The following is a 15,779-nucleotide window of genomic DNA, read 5'->3' as shown; positions in this document are numbered from 1 at the left end:
CTTGGAAGGTTCTAATGAATTTTGGCTTCGTTGAGCAATTCACTTTTACGGAATAACTGTGGTGATACACCCACATATTGTTTAAAGGCCCTGCTAAAATATACAGGTGTGTTAAAACCTAACGTCTCAGATATGGACAAAATCGGTGCATCCGTAGACAGCAACAATTTTTTGGCCTCTGCAACTCTTTTCCGTATAACATAGTTGCTTATGGTATATCCCGTCGTCTCTTTGAAAGAATGACAAATGTAGTATTTATTCAAATGGAGTGTTTTGGACAGTTCATCCAATGAAACATTCTCCGTATAATTCTGGTTTAAATAATGAAGAACCCGACTTACGCTTGTCTGCTTCTGGGAAGAACATAAGATAGGATTGGCGGATTGCTCACTGGTTGTTTTCCGGTAAATCCGCAGTAGCAATTGGGTAAGACTCAATTTGACCATTGTTTTGTACCCTGTATTTCCTGCCCCCATCTCCTCCTTGATTCCCTTAAAAATAGCTGTGATATACTCACGCTCCTCCGGAGGCCAATGCACCAATAACCCATTGGGATGACGGAATATGGACATCAGATTCTCTAACTGACTGACAGCAAGCATGTCCAAAAGCAATAATTCCGTGAAATTGACAAAACTTCGCTTGTACACCATTTCTCTTGAAGGATTGATTCGGTGGGGCACACCGCCTCTGAATATAAACATATCTCCAGGCAACGGCTTATATATTCGGTCACCGATTAAAAAGGTTGCATCTCCTTGAATAAAATAATGTATCTCATACCCATTATGCGTATGAACAGGCCATTCATCCTGAAAATTATCTGCTTCTGATCGCACATAAACTTCATTTTCCTGCAAAGCAATATTCGTCGGGGTGTGTATGGTTAGCATCAGTAAGATCTCCCTTCCCAGAATATAAAAAGCAATATAGTTTAATAATTTACAATGATAGCGCTTTACAATGAATTGTATCACAGTTATTTCGATCTAATCTGAACTATATTGCTGTATTGTTGATCACAATTGTTGAAAATGATTAGAATGGAATTCATAGGGATTCGAAGCTGGAAACAAAAAAACCGCTGTCCAGCCCGTAGGCTATCATGCGGTCCATTAGCATTACCTTTCAAACCCATTCATCCCAATGGTTTTCAAGAAAAATGACTTCTTTCTCATAGTGGGCCAGATGACCCCCTTCGACCATCTTCATAAAAGCGACATCTCCATCAGCCGCACGATCAGTCAGTGTTTTACACATGAAACGGATACGGGATATGACCCAATCCTTCAAATCTGCTGGAACACTCAGCCCGTACGTAGACATGAATAAGGCAATCCGTTCTTTTCGAACAGTTCCGTGCGCCTGGCTGGCGTATGGCATTACACCCTTTCCGTCCATCTCTGGTGAGAAATCTGCAAGTGGAATGGATGTATACAAGACATAGGCGATATCCCACATTCGCGGACCCGGACCCGCCATATCAAAATCAATAATGCCTTGAGGACGGCCATCCTTGTACACCACATTATACGGCGCAAAATCGTTATGACATACAACTTCATCTTCAGTTATGCCTGGATATCTGTTCGTTGATACTGATGTTGTTGTAAATCCAACCGTCGCATCATGGTAACTTCTCAACAGTTTCGCGACTTCAATCAAAGATTCGTCTGACCACATATATTCTTCTAGATCAGGGTAGTCATTGCCTGGAACGATGCCTTCGAGGTAAGAGAGCGTTTCTCGCCCCTGTTCATCTATTCCCAGAAATCGAGGGGCGTGATCATAACCAACTTTTTCGAGATGTAAAAGCAATTCAATCACATATGGATTTGGTTTCGCATGCCTGCGAACCGTCTCACCTATTCGGACAACCTGATTCACATTACCTCCCGATAACACTTCCTCCTGCTTGGCCACTTTCATCCCTCCTCAAGCTAAACTTCCTTGTTATGCCCATGATTACGATTTTTCTTATAACTCCCTGGGAATCCCGAGACCAATAGTATGAATCCAACGAAGAACATGAAGTATACGAGTAAACCTGTTGAATGCTCGTTCATCTGAGCAAACTGGGGTACGCTGGTCCCTCCTGAAGCGTATCCTGCTTCTACTATAGCGACAGAGACTCGTGTTGAAATTCTCTCCATCGTTGAAATAAACACACTGCCAAGCATGAGGACTACACCCAAAATCTTGTTAATATTATTCATTTCATGCCTCCTTGATTAACCGTCCACTTTTTATGAGGTTATCTACTTAATGTCTTTCGATTCTCTAGTCTATATTCCTGCATGTTATATTAACAGTCCGTTCCTATATCATATCAAATAGCGGCGTCATCACTGACGCCGCTATTGACGCTCTCTGAATAAGTTACGTAGCTACCACTTGGTGCAGATCCATACTATTTTGGAAAAAGGCTGACCGTCCAACATAATACAGATCATACATCTGTTCATTCATATTAATCCGTTGATATACATCTGGATACACATCATTGGCTAACTTCACATAAGGCAGTTTTTGTACCGCTTTTCTGGATCTTATATTCTGCTTGCGTATCTTCATAAATACCGTTTCAATCCCATGTTCCAGAAACAATTCAACAAAAAAGGCTGATTTGGCTCTTTGGCTATACCCATTTCCAAAAAACGGTGATCCGATCCAAGTGGCTAAAAAACCGGTTTGATGCTCAATATGATATAGATCAATGGTTCCAATAGGCTGCCCTGTTTCATTCAAAATCGTTCGGGAAATCACCGTTTTTTGTTCTTCTTCAGCCATCAATTGTTTGGTCAGGAATAGATATTCCTCATACGATTGGCATGCATAACGAACGTAGGGAAAAACTGCGGGGTCCATCATTAAGCTGTACAGTGAATGGCATTCCTGCAAATCACGTTTTTTTAACATTCTGTCTACCACCTAGTCCTTTTAGTTCGCTATATCAAGCAAATTAAGTATATAAAAGCTATTGTGGGATTTAATGAATTCTGTATGTCGCTTATGTAAAATGCATTGGTAAATGTTGTTTAAATTTATCTTCGGGTAGCATAAAAAACGGCATGTCCCTTTTGAAGGAACACGCCGTTTACACGGATACAGATAGACAGTAAACTATTGCATACCTTGCATGATCGCATTAATGATACTTTGCTGAGTCACGGTATTGTTCGAACGGTTAAACAATGCGAATCCATGTTGACCGTTATGCCCGTTATCCCAATAAACAGGAACCATTTTGTATTTCTTGGCTTTTGCTGTAACTGCTTTGGCGTAAGCGGCGCGATACACATTGTTGCTGGAATCGTACGACGTTTTATCAATCGAACCGAATTCACCAATCACTACAGGATAGCCTTGAGTCACAAATTTATCGTACATGGACTTGAACTGCGATTCCAGGTAATCCTCTTGTCCCCAAGTAGACCTTTTGGCAGGATTCGTTGCTGTTGCACCCCACTGCGTGATATTACCGTTTTCCTCACCTGCAAAATCCCACGGAGAGTAATAGTGTGCCGAGATCATGATTCTCTTCTGCGAACTAGGAATTGCTGAGGATCTGAAATTATCTGTCGGGAGCACAAAGCCATAATTACCAACGGTGAAGTCAATATTGGTATTCCAACCTGGAATCAGCAACCATCTGGCATTGTTGTTGCCTCCAGTTTGACGAACCGTATCCACAAAGATCTGATTGTAAGCATTCAGGTTGGCGTAATACGCCGAGTTCGGATTACCATAGTTGCCATCAAAAACTTCGTTCATGGATTCGAAAATAAGGCGATCATTGTAGTTGCTAAACTTGGTGGCAATCTGCTGCCACACTTTCTTATATTTTTCCTTAATGGCAGTCTGATTGCCACCATTCACAAGCAGCCATCCACCCTGTACGGAATTATACCCATCACCATGAATATTGATGATGACATACATACCTTCATTGTACGCATAATCCACAACTTGCTGAATTCGATTCAACCATGCCGCATTAATCGTATAATTGGGAGCGCTTCCAATGTTATTCAAATAGGAGATGGGAATACGAATAGACTTGAAACCCGCAGCTTTCACTTTTTGGATCAGCGCCGGAGTCACCGTAGGATTGCCCCAAGCTGTCTCACTCGGTGTGCCATTTACCGCTGCTTCCAGCTGATTGCCCAGATTCCAACCTGCACCCATCTCAGCCACCACTTGCGAAGCGTCTGCTGCTGATGCTTTAGGGCTCCATCCGGTAAAAGCCACGGCAGCCACTAACACAAGCGCCAAGCTGCTGATGCTGAATTTCTTCCATTTTTTGAACATAACCATACCTCCGCTTATTCTATTATTTTTAACAAGCAGTGCAGTTAATCTATTGATTCAGATTGAATGATTCGAGAATTCGCGCCTCCTTTCCTATCGATCAAACAAATGAAAATTTCGTCTGGCATCAACATAATAACACATATATGGAAAATAAAGCGATATCTTTATTGCTCTTTTTTGACTATTTACTACAAAATAATCCATCTATCCGTTTAATTTAATTGCTTGGATTTGTTCTCTATCAAAATCGATAATCATGATGTGATCGCGCAGGATATTATCTCCGCAAGATATTGTTGCGCCGTAGTCGGCTATACTGTTAAATGTGATATCTACACGATAGACTTCAATCTCATTAAACCAATTCTGATGTACTTTTTCCTGAAGTTCATTCTCATAATATTCTCGAAAGACAGTCTCACAAGTTGAAAACCACTTAATGTAATCTTCTATTTTATCATCAATTGAAACTAACGGTGTATTAGTGGACACATATATTCGGACGTCATTTAAATCCTCATCCTGTATGCAATGTTCAAATATTTGCACTGTATTTTGCAGAGTGTAACACCGGTAACTCTCATCACGCTCTTCTTCAAGCTCAATGAAATCATTTAACAATATGATCTTGCTCCTCTCCATGCATATTAAAATAGCTCATTTAACCACTTTACGAATTTTTCTTTCTCTTCAAACTGTGGGTAATGCGCCGACTCGTTGAAAACAATGAAGTCTTTGATCGGTGCAACCAATACGTCAAAATAATCACGTGCTGCATTCGCAGTAGTCATATAATCATATTTACCCGTTACAAAATAGGTAGGAATCTCCAGATGATCAACAATATCAGGTAAATTTTGATCAAATGCTTCCTTCAGTAAGATGTCTTGTGAACTGAACATCCCTGAATAAAAGCGAATCATATCCAGCCCATTGTATTCGGGATTTAAAAGGAATCCTGAAATATAATCTCTATTCTCATGGATGAGCCTGGCTGCACCACCGTACTTTTGCAACAAAATTCTAGGCGTAAGGTCCTTTCCTTGCTCGATCGAGCTGCGAATTAGCTCCAGTTTTTTAACGTCCTCTGCATTACCGGCTTGTTTCGCTTGCTCGTACGTGTACTCCAAACTTTCCAGTTCGCTCTGAAGTGTATTAGCCATCTGTCCAATGCCTATATAAGCGTGAAACTGAGTGGGTGCTTTAGCCGCAGCTTTCATCCCGATGTATGTACCAAATGAATGACCGATTAATATAACCTTCTCTTGACCTAACTCTTTAGATACATAATCCCTTAACGCTAACAAATCATCTACTAATACATCTGTTGTTAGATTTGAGTAATCCTCAAAAAAGTGATAGGACTTCCCACTCCCACGTTGATCATAATGCACCACCGTGAAGTATTGCTCAAGCTCTTTCTGATACTTCCTTACGTATGGAATCTCCGAGCATCCCGGCCCACCATGCACAAAAATCAGGATAGGGTTAGTCCGATCAACACCTCTGATCATGACTTCATGCCCTGTACCGTTAATTTCGACCTGCTCTAACATGCTAATGCTGTTTTCACCTTTAATTTTCGGTGTCCATGTGGGAAATATCAGAGCTACTATAACCATTAAAATAATACTAAGTATGCTGTATTTGAGTGTTTTACGTATTTTTTTGCGCATGTAATGCTCCTTAAATATAAGTTTCATTTGTAATTCTACCAACGGTTCCTTTATCGTAACGGATACAACAATTCAACGGGTTCTATCATCAGCTCTTCTTGGAAGATGTAATTGTGATCGGCTCCTACGATACAGAGGATTCGTTTTCCTGGATGAGCTTCAATTGTATTTTTGACTCTTTGAATCATAATCTGATTACGGACCACCCATCGAAAGTTCTGTGCCTTCGCGTTTACCTGATGCAACCATTCATACTTTTGTCTGGTTACACGATCGAACTCCTTCGAATTAAAAGGAATCTCGCCAAACTGATACGTCTCCATTTGCTCCGCAAACCAATGATCATCCTGTTGTTCAAGTTCTTGGCGTTCCACGCCCGAATAACCGTTGAATGGATCAAAAGCATTCCACACATCCAATTCAAACCAATCTATAGGGACAAATGGGATGTTATGCTCCTCGCATAAAGGGAAGACCAATTCCCAATACTCACTGGCTGGTTCTCCCCAGTATCCTCTATCATGTTTGTCCTTCAGATACCTCAACCAACTCTGCGGATGAACTTCACCACAAATGAGATCTGGTTTAAACTCAGTAATCACATCCTTGTAAAGAGAAAGGGAACAATGATATCGCTCTCTGAGTTCTGGATTATGAATGGTTCCGAGTATCCCAACCGTTGTCATGTGCCCAGCTCCTTTATCATGTGTATATCTTTCGGCTCTTTGTCATAAAGTTCATGATCAATCTCACTAGTAATCTGGCTGCCCTGGCTTCTGTAAAAGGATACTGCCGATCTCGTCTCTGTGGAGGAAATATACAGATACTGTGCGCCAAGTTTCTTAGCCTCTTCACCTAATTGGTTTAAAATACGTTTTCCAATACCTTGTCTTCTGTACCCGCGTGAGACATACATCAAGTCAACTTGTAATTGATTTTGTTCTCTTCCTCTAAGTTGATGTGCCAGCACACCAAATCCGATTAATTGATCGTCAGCAAACGCGCCATATGCCATGCCACCTTGTTCTAATTCATAGACATATCGATTTTGAATCTCTTTCAAAAGCATCTCATCCCAGTTTGAGCACTCATGATTTTGTTCAAGCTCAACCAATCGGTTCTCTCTCATTTCATAGATGAGATCAATATGTTCCGAGCGATCTATTTCCTGCAGCTGATTCACATCATCAAGGGTCAACGTTCTATACGTTATCATGGTCGTTTCCATCCATCCTTTCCTAAGTTATTTCTAAAATCCTATGGCTTTATTGATCGAAGTCTGTATTTATCAAAGATCCTTTTATCGTACAAAACAGTGTATTCCTTGTTCTCTTCAATTAGTTTAGACATATCCATTGGAACGGCTATTGTTCTTTCAAGATTATTAAAATTAATTACAGTCATTTCATTTTCACTAATCTTTTGAACAGTAACTGCTTCAAAAATTGAAGTTCGAAAGGAATCCCATAACAAAATTAAAAGCAATAAAAGTAATAGTGACATGATGAGTCCCTTATTCTTATTCACTAATTCTTTTCATCTCCTTTAGTTTCAAAATAGAGTTCCTCCAACTAAAACTAGCTTATTTTAATTACTGGTAACTCATTCAAATGATTTATTTCAATGGTGTATTTCTTAAGCTCATAGTTCTCAAGTCCATCCCATCTGTCTGAGAAACGATAAAACATATCTCCGAAGTTCATCCCTTCAGGTAATACATCCACAAGCTTTATTTCATCAATTTCAGACTCCGGTAAGCTCTCCAGCAATTTAACCTCAGCATAAGAAACCATACCAAAGCTCCCATTCCATTCATATACACCATAAGGTATTAATTCGAAGCGTACTGCCCCTGTCTCTTCATAGAGTTCTCGACTTGCCGTGTGTAAAAGTGTTTCCCCTATTTCTTTGTTGCCTCCTGGGATTTCCCAACCTCCTCTTTTCCTATTTTTGATAATGATGAATTTATGGTTATATTTAGCGATTATCACTGCAAATTTGATTAACTCTGGATCAAGTCCATCTAGATCAAACCATTGGCTCATGTTATCTCTCCCGTAAACAACTATTCTTTCAATATATAATTGTTAAACCACTAAAGTGGTAACAAGCTATTATCGATATAATCGTTGTGAATACCGAACCAATCCTCGATCTTGGTTAACAAAGATATACTGCCCTCTGAAATGTTGAGTCTTTCATTTCATTGCCAACCTGTAGATCACTTCATCATCTGAATTGGTTCTGTTCTCACTAATGAAAGACATGCTCTTATACAAATTCTGTGCTATTTCGTTATCCCGTTCAACCGTTAATGAAATAACCTTGCACAACGGATGCAGTTTCGTAATGTAATCTAGAATGGCTCTTAAAGCGAGTTTTCCCATTCCTTTACCTTGATAGGATTTATCGATTTGAAAACCACCAATCCAGTAATTATCTGTACTATCTGGAGTATAACTCAGATAAAAGAAACCAAATATCTTCCCATCGATCTCGAGTACGTAAGGATCAAATGCTTCATCCCACGGTTTTATATAGGCGTAAGCGATTCCCTCAATAACAGATGGAACTAATGACGCTTGGTGTTTATACAAAGAGATCTTCAGCGCCTCTTCCCAATTCTCTCGTGAGACTGGTAGTATTTTTATATTCAACACTGCACCTCCTCTCTCGACAATCCTTGATTAATTCTAACGCTCTTTTCACTCTCACTTACAACCGCTTCCAATTGATGTTCAATCAACTGTATCGCTTGTTTTTTATTCTTCGTGATTGTTGCAGTCTTATGGTTTTTGTTAATCACATCTATGGCTGCACCTATATTATATTGATGGTTCCACTTCACAATCATCTTGCATAAGTCCTTGAATGACTGCTTGTAATTCCACGGTTGCAATCCCGTTCTGGACAATACAAACCTCTTTATAATCCGATAATCTCTAATGAACACATTTGGATTTAATACAAAAATCAAATCTGCTTCCTGGATGGACTTTATGGTCCAATCTTTGCACTGCACTCCTTCTATGATCCAAGCTTCTGAACTGACAATAGATTGGAAGGATTCATCCCTAAAACTTTCAGGATATCTCAGATTTTCGGCGCTTCTGTCCCATATGAGATTGTCCAATTCATAGGACGGAATACCGTAGTTATCCGACAATTCTTTGGCTAATGTTGATTTCCCACTCCCGCAAGATCCAATAATTCGTATTCTCATACATATTCTTTCTTCAAAAATGCATAGTTGTGACCATTCTGGAATCGTTCATTCCATCTTTGTATGAGTTCTTCTGCTTGTTTCATATTTGTAAAACTTTCTACATCGTAGAACTTTGTAACTTCATCTGAAGAAAAAATTTGAAATATGTCTTGGGAATCACTCTGTTTAATCTCTCTTAACAGCAATCTTTTGGTTTCTAGTTCAGGAAATGGAGTCATATTCACTTCACCTCAATCGAGTATACTGCTACATTTTTCCCTATTATGTCCACGTCCTTCTCATGTTTCATGCCATTCCTTTGCGCGACTTTCATAGAACCCACATTGCCATGTTGAATTAGAGATATTAATCTTTTCTGCTTCAAGTAATCCATGCCATATTCTTTCCACGCTTTTGCTTGTTCATATCCGTAACCCATTCCCCAATATTGCTCAATAACCCAGTAACCAACTTCATGCTCATCATTGCCTTCAATGATTTGAGGAATCAGTCCAGAGGTTCCAATTAACTTGTTATCCTCTTTATTAAATGCGAGAAACAGCCCTTTATCGTCTTTATTCCAGTTGATGAACTTTTCCAGGCTTTGCATGGTTTCTTCCTTCGTCCAAGGTCCTCCATGTCTTATAAATTTCATCATATTTGGCTCACGTGTCATCTCAAAAAGTAAATCAAAATCATTTTTAGTATATTTCCGAAATATAAGTCGTTCTGTCTCTATCATACTTTCATCTCCTTTTTCTTATATTTCTCTTCAAAATCGTTTGTTCGCGATCTACTGTTGATGTGAAAAATGCTTGCCTAATTTCTTCTCGAAATACTTCTTTATACCGATGTCTTCCGATCTGATCAAACCGCGCTTGAACTCGCTCTACGTGTTCTGTATCTGATTTTATATTTTTCTCAATCTCTTCGTATTGTTCAAGGGTGTCGTATTCCCACATCGCAAAAATTTCACTGGTTTCATCATCGATTGGTGTATGCCATCTTCCAATAAGTCTTGATCCGTATTTCAACTGGGATGGCAGCAAAACATCATTAAATAGAGCATTAAACTCTTCTACAAAAGAAGTCGCAATAACATAGGTTTTTCTCCTATATATCATCCTCTGTACCTCCTTATGAGTATTAGAAACAATACACTTATCTCGTCACAATTCCCGATGTAATTTTCATGTTTGGAGCGTAAGTTAACCATGAGTTTTCATTAAACTTCCTAGCAAATACACTCTCTGCTTCATATTCTCTATTCGCTTCTTCTGAATTCAGTCCTCTTTCCATCAAATGAGTAACTCCTTCATGTCTGTCATTCGGTTCTTGTCCCAGTCCTTCTTCTTTTAATGCATGAAAAAGCTTTTCCTTATCCGAATCTGCCATGTGTTGATCTAAGAAGTTAACCTTGTCACTCACCCGGCATTCTACATTTCTCAAGCCAAGTTGGCTAAGCAGGATTGGAATCTTTATACCGATATTTCCATCTTGACTATTCCTTTTGCTATCCTCCTCGAAAAATGTTTGGAGAATACCGAGCTGAATATTTTTGGATTGTTCAAGTCCATGTAATTCATAGTTTGACATATTTGCGATCCAATGAGGTTCAAAACATATCATTCTACCCTCATCTACTAGACTTTCGATCATCTTCTGAAGAATGGTGATCAACTCTGTCATTGGCCTGCTTAATCAATTCCTTACCTTTGTCTAATCCGGTATAAGTTGATCCTTCCGGTAATAAAGGAAGCAGCTTCAACTCAAGATAATCATCGTTATAATATAGCCACCGCGTATTTCTAAGATATTCAATTTGGTCATCCCAATAGTAGTCAGACAAGGTGAAATCCCTCCTTCATATGATGTAATCGTATTCATAAACAGTCAAATTCCACGAGGAAACGTGACCAGCGTGTTCCTTCAAACTCAGGCAACCAAAACGAAAATAGGTACCAGCGTACCGTTCGAAAACTCCCGAAGTTCAAGTTGTATGTTGCTGGCGAATGGCCAGGAGATTTTCTAAGAAACACAGGACATCTTATTCGGCCTTCACGTCCTCTTTTAAAATTGTAAGGAACATGAGACATCTTATTTCTCAAAATCATCTGACAAAAACGCTACAAAAGGATATTTTTTCTGGTATAGCGTGTCTCAGATTCCTTAGATTTCGAAAGGCGTTTCAAATCCCCAAATAAGAGGTGTCAGTTTCGTTAGCGTTTAACACCTAACACTAAACTCAACCCTATGTTGACGCATAGCAACGTATACATGGGATGGTCTATCAAACCTTAACAGTTAATCCCATGCTCCTTTATCACCAGACCGATAGTTTTGACCTCGTATCATTCTCATCCGTTAAATATTCGAGAGATTCAAATCCCTGTCTATTTATATGATTATATAATTCCTCGACTTTTTCTAGATCTTTACAATAAACCGTGACGTAGATACTATCGATCACAAGAAGCACCATCTGACACTCACTCTCCACATAATCTTCATAGGTGATTACATCTGTTATTTGTGTGCCTTTTGGAAATGCTTTTAAATTCGCAAATATTAAATAATACTCGTTGGTATCAATAATCTTCTGTAATTCTTCTCCACTCATACCAATAATCATATCCGGAAAAAGATCATCCCCTAACGTATCACCCTCAATGAAATAGGATTCTTCTCCACCAATAAACCAATCGAAATTAGATACCTCCATTGGTTTTAAAGTCTCCCCAAGAAAGCGTCCATAGGTATTTGGTATTTCAAAACGTATTCCTCTGTTCATCTGCTCACCCTTTTTACGCATATATAATTAGTACATTAATCTTTTGATTTTTGGATTACAAACGTAATCGAAATTAATAAAGAATACAACTGCACAAAGCTATTGATATTGACATTCCAATTTTATGCCTCTGGAGACTATGACTGCTCATATTCAGTTTTTAAGATACTCATGCAAACACTATCCCAGTATTTCCCCTTTTTATATATCTTCTTTCTGTATCTTCCTTCTTCTTTAAAGCCACATTTTAAATAACATTTGTAAGCAGTCTCATTATACTCGTACACTTCAAGTTCTAATCTGTTTAAATTCAGCTCTTCGAAGACAAACTTCTGTAGTACACGGATTGCTTCACTCCCATAACCTTTACCCAAAAATTCTTTTCTCCCTATTACAATTGCTAAACATGCAAAGCGGTTTTTATAATCAATTTTGTACAAATCAATCTGACCTATATAATCTAGCGAATCCTTTAATCCGATAATAAAACTTTTATTTGAAGACTTGCCTTCAACCATTGTCCTGAAAAAGACTTCTGTCTCATAACTCGAATGAGGATACAAAAAATTATCTGATAATGTCCCTGTGATCTCTGGGTCGTTCACCCATTGTTTGATGTAATCCACATCAGAGTCCTGGTATTCTCTTAACACAATTCTTTCTCCATAAATACGAGACATCGATAATCCCCCCAACGAATTGGTTATTCAACTCTCTTGCATTTTTACAATTCGTAGCATAGTAACAAAGTAATTACTTCACTCGATATTTCTCATTATTTATAATTTCACTCACTATTTCAGGTAATTGTTCTTCTGTAAAATGATTAGTATACAGCTTGTTATCTACTTTCAGATCCGGATGATTTTCAAACTCATCCAGCAGAATTATACTTCTTTCTTTCATTTGATATTCTTCTGCTCTTAGACGGTCTCTACGAATAATGGTTTGACGATCAACCATCAATACAACATAGATTATGCGAACATGATAGTCTGCCAATTCTGTCATTAATCCATCAATGTCTTCCGGAAAGGCCACATAATCCAGCACTACATCGTAGTTATAATCCAATAAGTTTTTCACCAGACTAGATATATTTTTCCAAGTTAAGTCGTTTGTATCCTTATCAAGCCAGGGTTTACCTCGCCCTTTGACCGGAAAGTGACTAACCGCATCTCCAGAAATGTATGCACTTTTATCTAAAGTCTGAACTAGCAGCTTTGAAGTTGTAGATTTCCCTACTCCAGGGGGGCCAGATATAATATATAGGTTTTTACTCATTTCGTATTCTCCTTACAATATCTTTTGGAAACTTCCAATATCCAGCTTTCTATCAAATTTATATCCAATCTCTTTAAACAGAGCACATTGTTCGTAACCATTTCTCTCAAATAATGTTTTACTTCTTGTATTCTCCATGCAAATCGTCGCAATTAAGGTATGGAATCCTTGTTCTTTTGCAACCTTCTCAATAAAACGTAGTGCTTGTTTCCCCAAGCCTTTTCCCAAAATATCGGGCTTTAAATATATGGTGACTTCACCGCAAATGTCATATGCCTGTTTACTCTTATACTGGGTGATCAGAACATAACCCATCATTTGATTGTTTTCAAGAATTACGTAAGTTTTATACCGTGTATCCTTGTTCATCACAGAGGATTTAATCTGATCAAGATCTAATTCCTCCGTATGAAACGAAATCGTTGTATTCATTACATAATAGTTATAAATCTTTCTAATTTCAGGGAGGTGTTGTTCGGTTACCTCTTCAAAAGTCACAGTCGTCAATTAGGTTCCATCCTCTTCGGTTCATTTTCTTCAAAATAATTTCGATGATTTCACGTGTCTCCAGATGATCGGTAATAATGTGAGTTTGAAATTGTTCATCCTTGAAAGCTTCAACACACTTTGGTGCTTGTTGATACTGCCAGCCTCCATATTCATCTCCGCGTTTAGCCAAACGATGATAAATCGTCTCTTCTGTAGCCGTAAGGCAAAAATGATGAATGTCCTGATCGATCTCTTTTAACCCGTTATAAATGTAATTAAAGTTTTCCTCTTTATAGATGGTCATGGGGACAATTAAGTGTTTGTTGTATTTCTGCTTTACTTCTCTTGCCGTCTTTACGGTTAGGTTTTTCCATAGATCTATATCTTGAAAATCATCCGTACGTTCCCTTTCCTCTCTACAATTCTCCGGAAGAAGTTTTCTCAGCATATAACCTATTTCTTCAGGATCGTAGATCATACTGTTTGCAATCAAAGGTTGGAGTGCTTCTGCTGCTGAAGTTTTTCCCGAACCAAACGCTCCGTTAATCATGATGATCATTTGATCACTCCACTTCTATTCAATGAAATTTTTCAATAGAAACCAGATTCTTCACATACAATTTGATCCATTATAAATGTTTTCCTTCCACTTTTGTGTTACAAAATGGCCAAAAACATGATGAACTCCCATTGGGTCAACCCAACGGGAGTTCATCATAGTGCATTATTTTTCAATCAGCCTTAAGCTTGTTAATGTATTTCCAAGTAATCGATGTACATATCCCATGTCCCGTCATCGGCTGTTACAACCAACTCAATGACCTGATTTCCCGTTCCATGGCTGATATTATTCAGGGTATAGACCGCTGGTGAACTCCCGCCAAAGTAAAAGGTCCCCTTGGTCTGTCCTCCAATCTTCAAATCCACTCTAGCCATGTTGGCATTGTTTGAAGCTCCACGAAGCGAGAAATTATGAGTGCTCGTTGCAAAATTCTGAGTGTATTTAACCAAATCATTGTTGGCATAAAGGACCACGCCATTGAAAGGAGAACTGATATTGCCGGTGTATTGTCCACCTTTGGTCATATTCTCGGCTTCTACTTTTGTTGACGTACCTGGGGGATTGGTGGTGCTGCCATCAGGAGCGACTGCCCGACCTGTCGTCGGTGAGATCATGCCGGAGCAAAGGCCACGATTCTTCAGATTTTGTGCAATCTGTGGAATGGCTTGAAGTGTCGTCTGGTACTGATCATGCATTAGAATGACGTCACCACTTTTCATCGTGTTCACAGCTGCCACGATCTGGGCTGCGCTGGCACCATTCCAGTCTTGGGAATCTACGTTCCACAGTACTTCCTTCAGGCCGTTTTGGCTCACAACGGATTTCAAAGTCGCATTTGTCGCACCGTAAGGAGGTCTGAACAGTTTAGGTGAACTTCCGGTAATGGACTGGATCGTCTGCTGTGTCCGAGTAATCTCTGACGACATCTGAGAACTGTTTAATGTAGTCATGTTTGGATGTGTATAGGAATGATTGCCAATCCACATCCCAGCTGCCACCTGTGCAGTAACCAGAGATTTATTATTTTGTGCATTTTGTCCAACATTGAACATCGTTGCCCGTAAGCCCGCCTGCTTCAACGCGTTAAGCATGTTTGTTGTATTTCCAGATGGGCCATCATCAAACGTCAGACCTACATAACCATTCGGACAACTTGCATCTGCAGCACGAGCATTGGGCACCCCTGGAATAGAAAACAAGGTACCGAAAAGTGCGAGAGATATTACCACCTTTGCCAGCTTTACTTTGAACATAAAATTACCTCCTCATAATATATTGACAGCATAATACCTTTTACACTCCCTCTCTTTATCGAACTTTCACCCCTCGAAAAAAAGCGCTTTCAAAAGTATGCAAACCGCTACGTCTTTTCTCATAGAAAAGAACTTTAGTTCAAGGTGAGTTCAGTATAAACGATAAGTTTATTTAAAGTAAATTGAATTTTATCCAAAATGTTCT

21 protein-coding genes and 1 pseudogene are annotated in these 15,779 nt (G+C 39.0%); all 22 read right to left on the bottom strand.

Translation table 11 applies throughout. The features are described 5' to 3' along the window. Positions 1 to 11: 11 nt before the first annotated feature. The 22 genes and pseudogenes from MHB85_RS12215 to MHB85_RS12110 all read right to left on the bottom strand — a co-directional run bounded on the left by MHB85_RS12215 (position 12) and on the right by MHB85_RS12110 (position 15,574). Entirely contained in the window at positions 12 to 893 is an 882-nt protein-coding gene (locus MHB85_RS12215) for an AraC family transcriptional regulator (RefSeq protein ID WP_036609061.1), read from the bottom strand. A gap of 235 nt (positions 894 to 1,128) precedes the next feature. Then, a complete protein-coding gene (locus MHB85_RS12210; RefSeq protein ID WP_317451999.1) occupies positions 1,129 to 1,929 on the bottom strand; it encodes a phosphotransferase in 801 nt (266 codons plus the stop codon). 11 nt (positions 1,930 to 1,940) lie between these two features. Then, positions 1,941 to 2,216, bottom strand: a complete 276-nt coding sequence (locus MHB85_RS12205; RefSeq protein ID WP_149846552.1) for a hypothetical protein — start codon at positions 2,214 to 2,216, stop codon at positions 1,941 to 1,943. A gap of 163 nt (positions 2,217 to 2,379) precedes the next feature. Continuing rightward, positions 2,380 to 2,919: a GNAT family N-acetyltransferase gene (locus tag MHB85_RS12200; protein ID WP_149846551.1), complete on the bottom strand. Its 540-nt coding sequence runs from the start codon at positions 2,917 to 2,919 to the stop codon at positions 2,380 to 2,382. A 204-nt stretch (positions 2,920 to 3,123) separates the two neighbouring features. Next, on the bottom strand, positions 3,124 to 4,311 hold the full coding sequence (locus tag MHB85_RS12195; protein WP_149846550.1) for a glycoside hydrolase family 5 protein: 1,188 nt from the start codon (positions 4,309 to 4,311) through the stop codon (positions 3,124 to 3,126). Between the two features lie 207 nt (positions 4,312 to 4,518). Further along, complete coding sequence (locus tag MHB85_RS12190) at positions 4,519 to 4,935, bottom strand: hypothetical protein (RefSeq protein ID WP_341072979.1); 417 nt, start codon at positions 4,933 to 4,935, stop codon at positions 4,519 to 4,521. A 26-nt stretch (positions 4,936 to 4,961) separates the two neighbouring features. Beyond that, entirely contained in the window at positions 4,962 to 5,990 is a 1,029-nt protein-coding gene (locus tag MHB85_RS12185) for an alpha/beta fold hydrolase (RefSeq protein ID WP_341072978.1), read from the bottom strand. Between the two features lie 50 nt (positions 5,991 to 6,040). Beyond that, positions 6,041 to 6,676 (bottom strand): hypothetical protein, encoded by a 636-nt coding sequence (locus MHB85_RS12180; RefSeq protein WP_105598303.1) that lies wholly within the window; start codon positions 6,674 to 6,676, stop codon positions 6,041 to 6,043. Next, positions 6,673 to 7,188 (bottom strand): GNAT family N-acetyltransferase, encoded by a 516-nt coding sequence (locus MHB85_RS12175; RefSeq protein ID WP_317451998.1) that lies wholly within the window; start codon positions 7,186 to 7,188, stop codon positions 6,673 to 6,675. Before MHB85_RS12175 ends, MHB85_RS12180 begins: the two co-directional genes overlap by 4 nt. Before the next feature lie 379 nt (positions 7,189 to 7,567). Then, positions 7,568 to 8,035 carry an NUDIX domain-containing protein gene (locus tag MHB85_RS12170; protein WP_341072976.1) on the bottom strand — a complete coding sequence of 156 codons (468 nt, stop codon included), beginning with the start codon at positions 8,033 to 8,035 and terminating at the stop codon, positions 7,568 to 7,570. A gap of 153 nt (positions 8,036 to 8,188) precedes the next feature. Beyond that, positions 8,189 to 8,650: a GNAT family N-acetyltransferase gene (locus MHB85_RS12165; protein WP_341072975.1), complete on the bottom strand. Its 462-nt coding sequence runs from the start codon at positions 8,648 to 8,650 to the stop codon at positions 8,189 to 8,191. Further along, positions 8,644 to 9,213 carry a hypothetical protein gene (locus tag MHB85_RS12160; protein ID WP_341072974.1) on the bottom strand — a complete coding sequence of 190 codons (570 nt, stop codon included), beginning with the start codon at positions 9,211 to 9,213 and terminating at the stop codon, positions 8,644 to 8,646. Before MHB85_RS12160 ends, MHB85_RS12165 begins: the two co-directional genes overlap by 7 nt. Continuing rightward, complete coding sequence (locus tag MHB85_RS12155) at positions 9,210 to 9,434, bottom strand: GNAT family N-acetyltransferase (RefSeq protein ID WP_341072973.1); 225 nt, start codon at positions 9,432 to 9,434, stop codon at positions 9,210 to 9,212. Before MHB85_RS12155 ends, MHB85_RS12160 begins: the two co-directional genes overlap by 4 nt. Positions 9,435 to 9,436: 2 nt before the next feature. Next, positions 9,437 to 9,937, bottom strand: a complete 501-nt coding sequence (locus MHB85_RS12150; protein WP_223199920.1) for a GNAT family N-acetyltransferase — start codon at positions 9,935 to 9,937, stop codon at positions 9,437 to 9,439. A 4-nt stretch (positions 9,938 to 9,941) separates the two neighbouring features. After that, positions 9,942 to 10,319, bottom strand: coding sequence for an NIPSNAP family protein (locus MHB85_RS12145; protein WP_091017067.1), 378 nt, complete (start codon positions 10,317 to 10,319; stop codon positions 9,942 to 9,944). Between the two features lie 37 nt (positions 10,320 to 10,356). Next, a pseudogene (locus tag MHB85_RS12140) lies at positions 10,357 to 11,044 on the bottom strand (methyltransferase). A 474-nt stretch (positions 11,045 to 11,518) separates the two neighbouring features. Next, positions 11,519 to 12,007 (bottom strand): DUF2691 family protein, encoded by a 489-nt coding sequence (locus MHB85_RS12135; protein WP_341072971.1) that lies wholly within the window; start codon positions 12,005 to 12,007, stop codon positions 11,519 to 11,521. A 116-nt stretch (positions 12,008 to 12,123) separates the two neighbouring features. Continuing rightward, complete coding sequence (locus tag MHB85_RS12130; protein WP_341072968.1) at positions 12,124 to 12,666, bottom strand: GNAT family N-acetyltransferase; 543 nt, start codon at positions 12,664 to 12,666, stop codon at positions 12,124 to 12,126. A 73-nt stretch (positions 12,667 to 12,739) separates the two neighbouring features. Continuing rightward, positions 12,740 to 13,270 (bottom strand): AAA family ATPase, encoded by a 531-nt coding sequence (locus tag MHB85_RS12125; protein ID WP_341072966.1) that lies wholly within the window; start codon positions 13,268 to 13,270, stop codon positions 12,740 to 12,742. A 12-nt stretch (positions 13,271 to 13,282) separates the two neighbouring features. Then, a complete protein-coding gene (locus tag MHB85_RS12120) occupies positions 13,283 to 13,768 on the bottom strand; it encodes a GNAT family N-acetyltransferase (RefSeq protein ID WP_341074221.1) in 486 nt (161 codons plus the stop codon). Beyond that, entirely contained in the window at positions 13,758 to 14,318 is a 561-nt protein-coding gene (locus tag MHB85_RS12115; RefSeq protein ID WP_341072964.1) for an AAA family ATPase, read from the bottom strand. The genes MHB85_RS12120 and MHB85_RS12115 overlap by 11 nt, the downstream gene beginning before the upstream one ends. A 191-nt stretch (positions 14,319 to 14,509) precedes the next feature. Next, the gene (locus MHB85_RS12110) at positions 14,510 to 15,574 is read right to left on the bottom strand and encodes a polysaccharide deacetylase family protein (RefSeq protein WP_091017077.1); all 1,065 of its coding nucleotides are present in this window, start codon (positions 15,572 to 15,574) and stop codon (positions 14,510 to 14,512) included. Positions 15,575 to 15,779 lie beyond the last annotated feature (205 nt).

Source organism: Paenibacillus sp. FSL K6-4396 (assembly GCF_038002525.1).
Lineage (GTDB): Bacteria > Bacillota > Bacilli > Paenibacillales > Paenibacillaceae > Paenibacillus > Paenibacillus amylolyticus_B.
The sequence above is the reverse complement of the archived record's forward strand: the minus strand, read 5'-3'. Positions and strand labels throughout refer to the sequence as shown.

Coding starts and splice junctions, on each gene's coding strand:
- MHB85_RS12135 (WP_341072971.1), bottom strand. CDS start 12,007: ATGCGTAAAAAGGGTGAGCAGATGAACAGAGGAATACGTTTTGAAATA.
- MHB85_RS12215 (WP_036609061.1), bottom strand. CDS start 893: ATGCTAACCATACACACCCCGACGAATATTGCTTTGCAGGAAAATGAA.
- MHB85_RS12145 (WP_091017067.1), bottom strand. CDS start 10,319: ATGATATATAGGAGAAAAACCTATGTTATTGCGACTTCTTTTGTAGAA.
- MHB85_RS12160 (WP_341072974.1), bottom strand. CDS start 9,213: ATGAGAATACGAATTATTGGATCTTGCGGGAGTGGGAAATCAACATTA.
- MHB85_RS12195 (WP_149846550.1), bottom strand. CDS start 4,311: ATGTTCAAAAAATGGAAGAAATTCAGCATCAGCAGCTTGGCGCTTGTG.
- MHB85_RS12150 (WP_223199920.1), bottom strand. CDS start 9,937: ATGATAGAGACAGAACGACTTATATTTCGGAAATATACTAAAAATGAT.
- MHB85_RS12115 (WP_341072964.1), bottom strand. CDS start 14,318: ATGATCATCATGATTAACGGAGCGTTTGGTTCGGGAAAAACTTCAGCA.
- MHB85_RS12170 (WP_341072976.1), bottom strand. CDS start 8,035: ATGAGCCAATGGTTTGATCTAGATGGACTTGATCCAGAGTTAATCAAA.
- MHB85_RS12180 (WP_105598303.1), bottom strand. CDS start 6,676: ATGACAACGGTTGGGATACTCGGAACCATTCATAATCCAGAACTCAGA.
- MHB85_RS12130 (WP_341072968.1), bottom strand. CDS start 12,666: ATGTCTCGTATTTATGGAGAAAGAATTGTGTTAAGAGAATACCAGGAC.
- MHB85_RS12200 (WP_149846551.1), bottom strand. CDS start 2,919: ATGTTAAAAAAACGTGATTTGCAGGAATGCCATTCACTGTACAGCTTA.
- MHB85_RS12110 (WP_091017077.1), bottom strand. CDS start 15,574: ATGTTCAAAGTAAAGCTGGCAAAGGTGGTAATATCTCTCGCACTTTTC.
- MHB85_RS12205 (WP_149846552.1), bottom strand. CDS start 2,216: ATGAATAATATTAACAAGATTTTGGGTGTAGTCCTCATGCTTGGCAGT.
- MHB85_RS12210 (WP_317451999.1), bottom strand. CDS start 1,929: ATGAAAGTGGCCAAGCAGGAGGAAGTGTTATCGGGAGGTAATGTGAAT.
- MHB85_RS12185 (WP_341072978.1), bottom strand. CDS start 5,990: ATGCGCAAAAAAATACGTAAAACACTCAAATACAGCATACTTAGTATT.
- MHB85_RS12125 (WP_341072966.1), bottom strand. CDS start 13,270: ATGAGTAAAAACCTATATATTATATCTGGCCCCCCTGGAGTAGGGAAA.
- MHB85_RS12155 (WP_341072973.1), bottom strand. CDS start 9,434: ATGACTCCATTTCCTGAACTAGAAACCAAAAGATTGCTGTTAAGAGAG.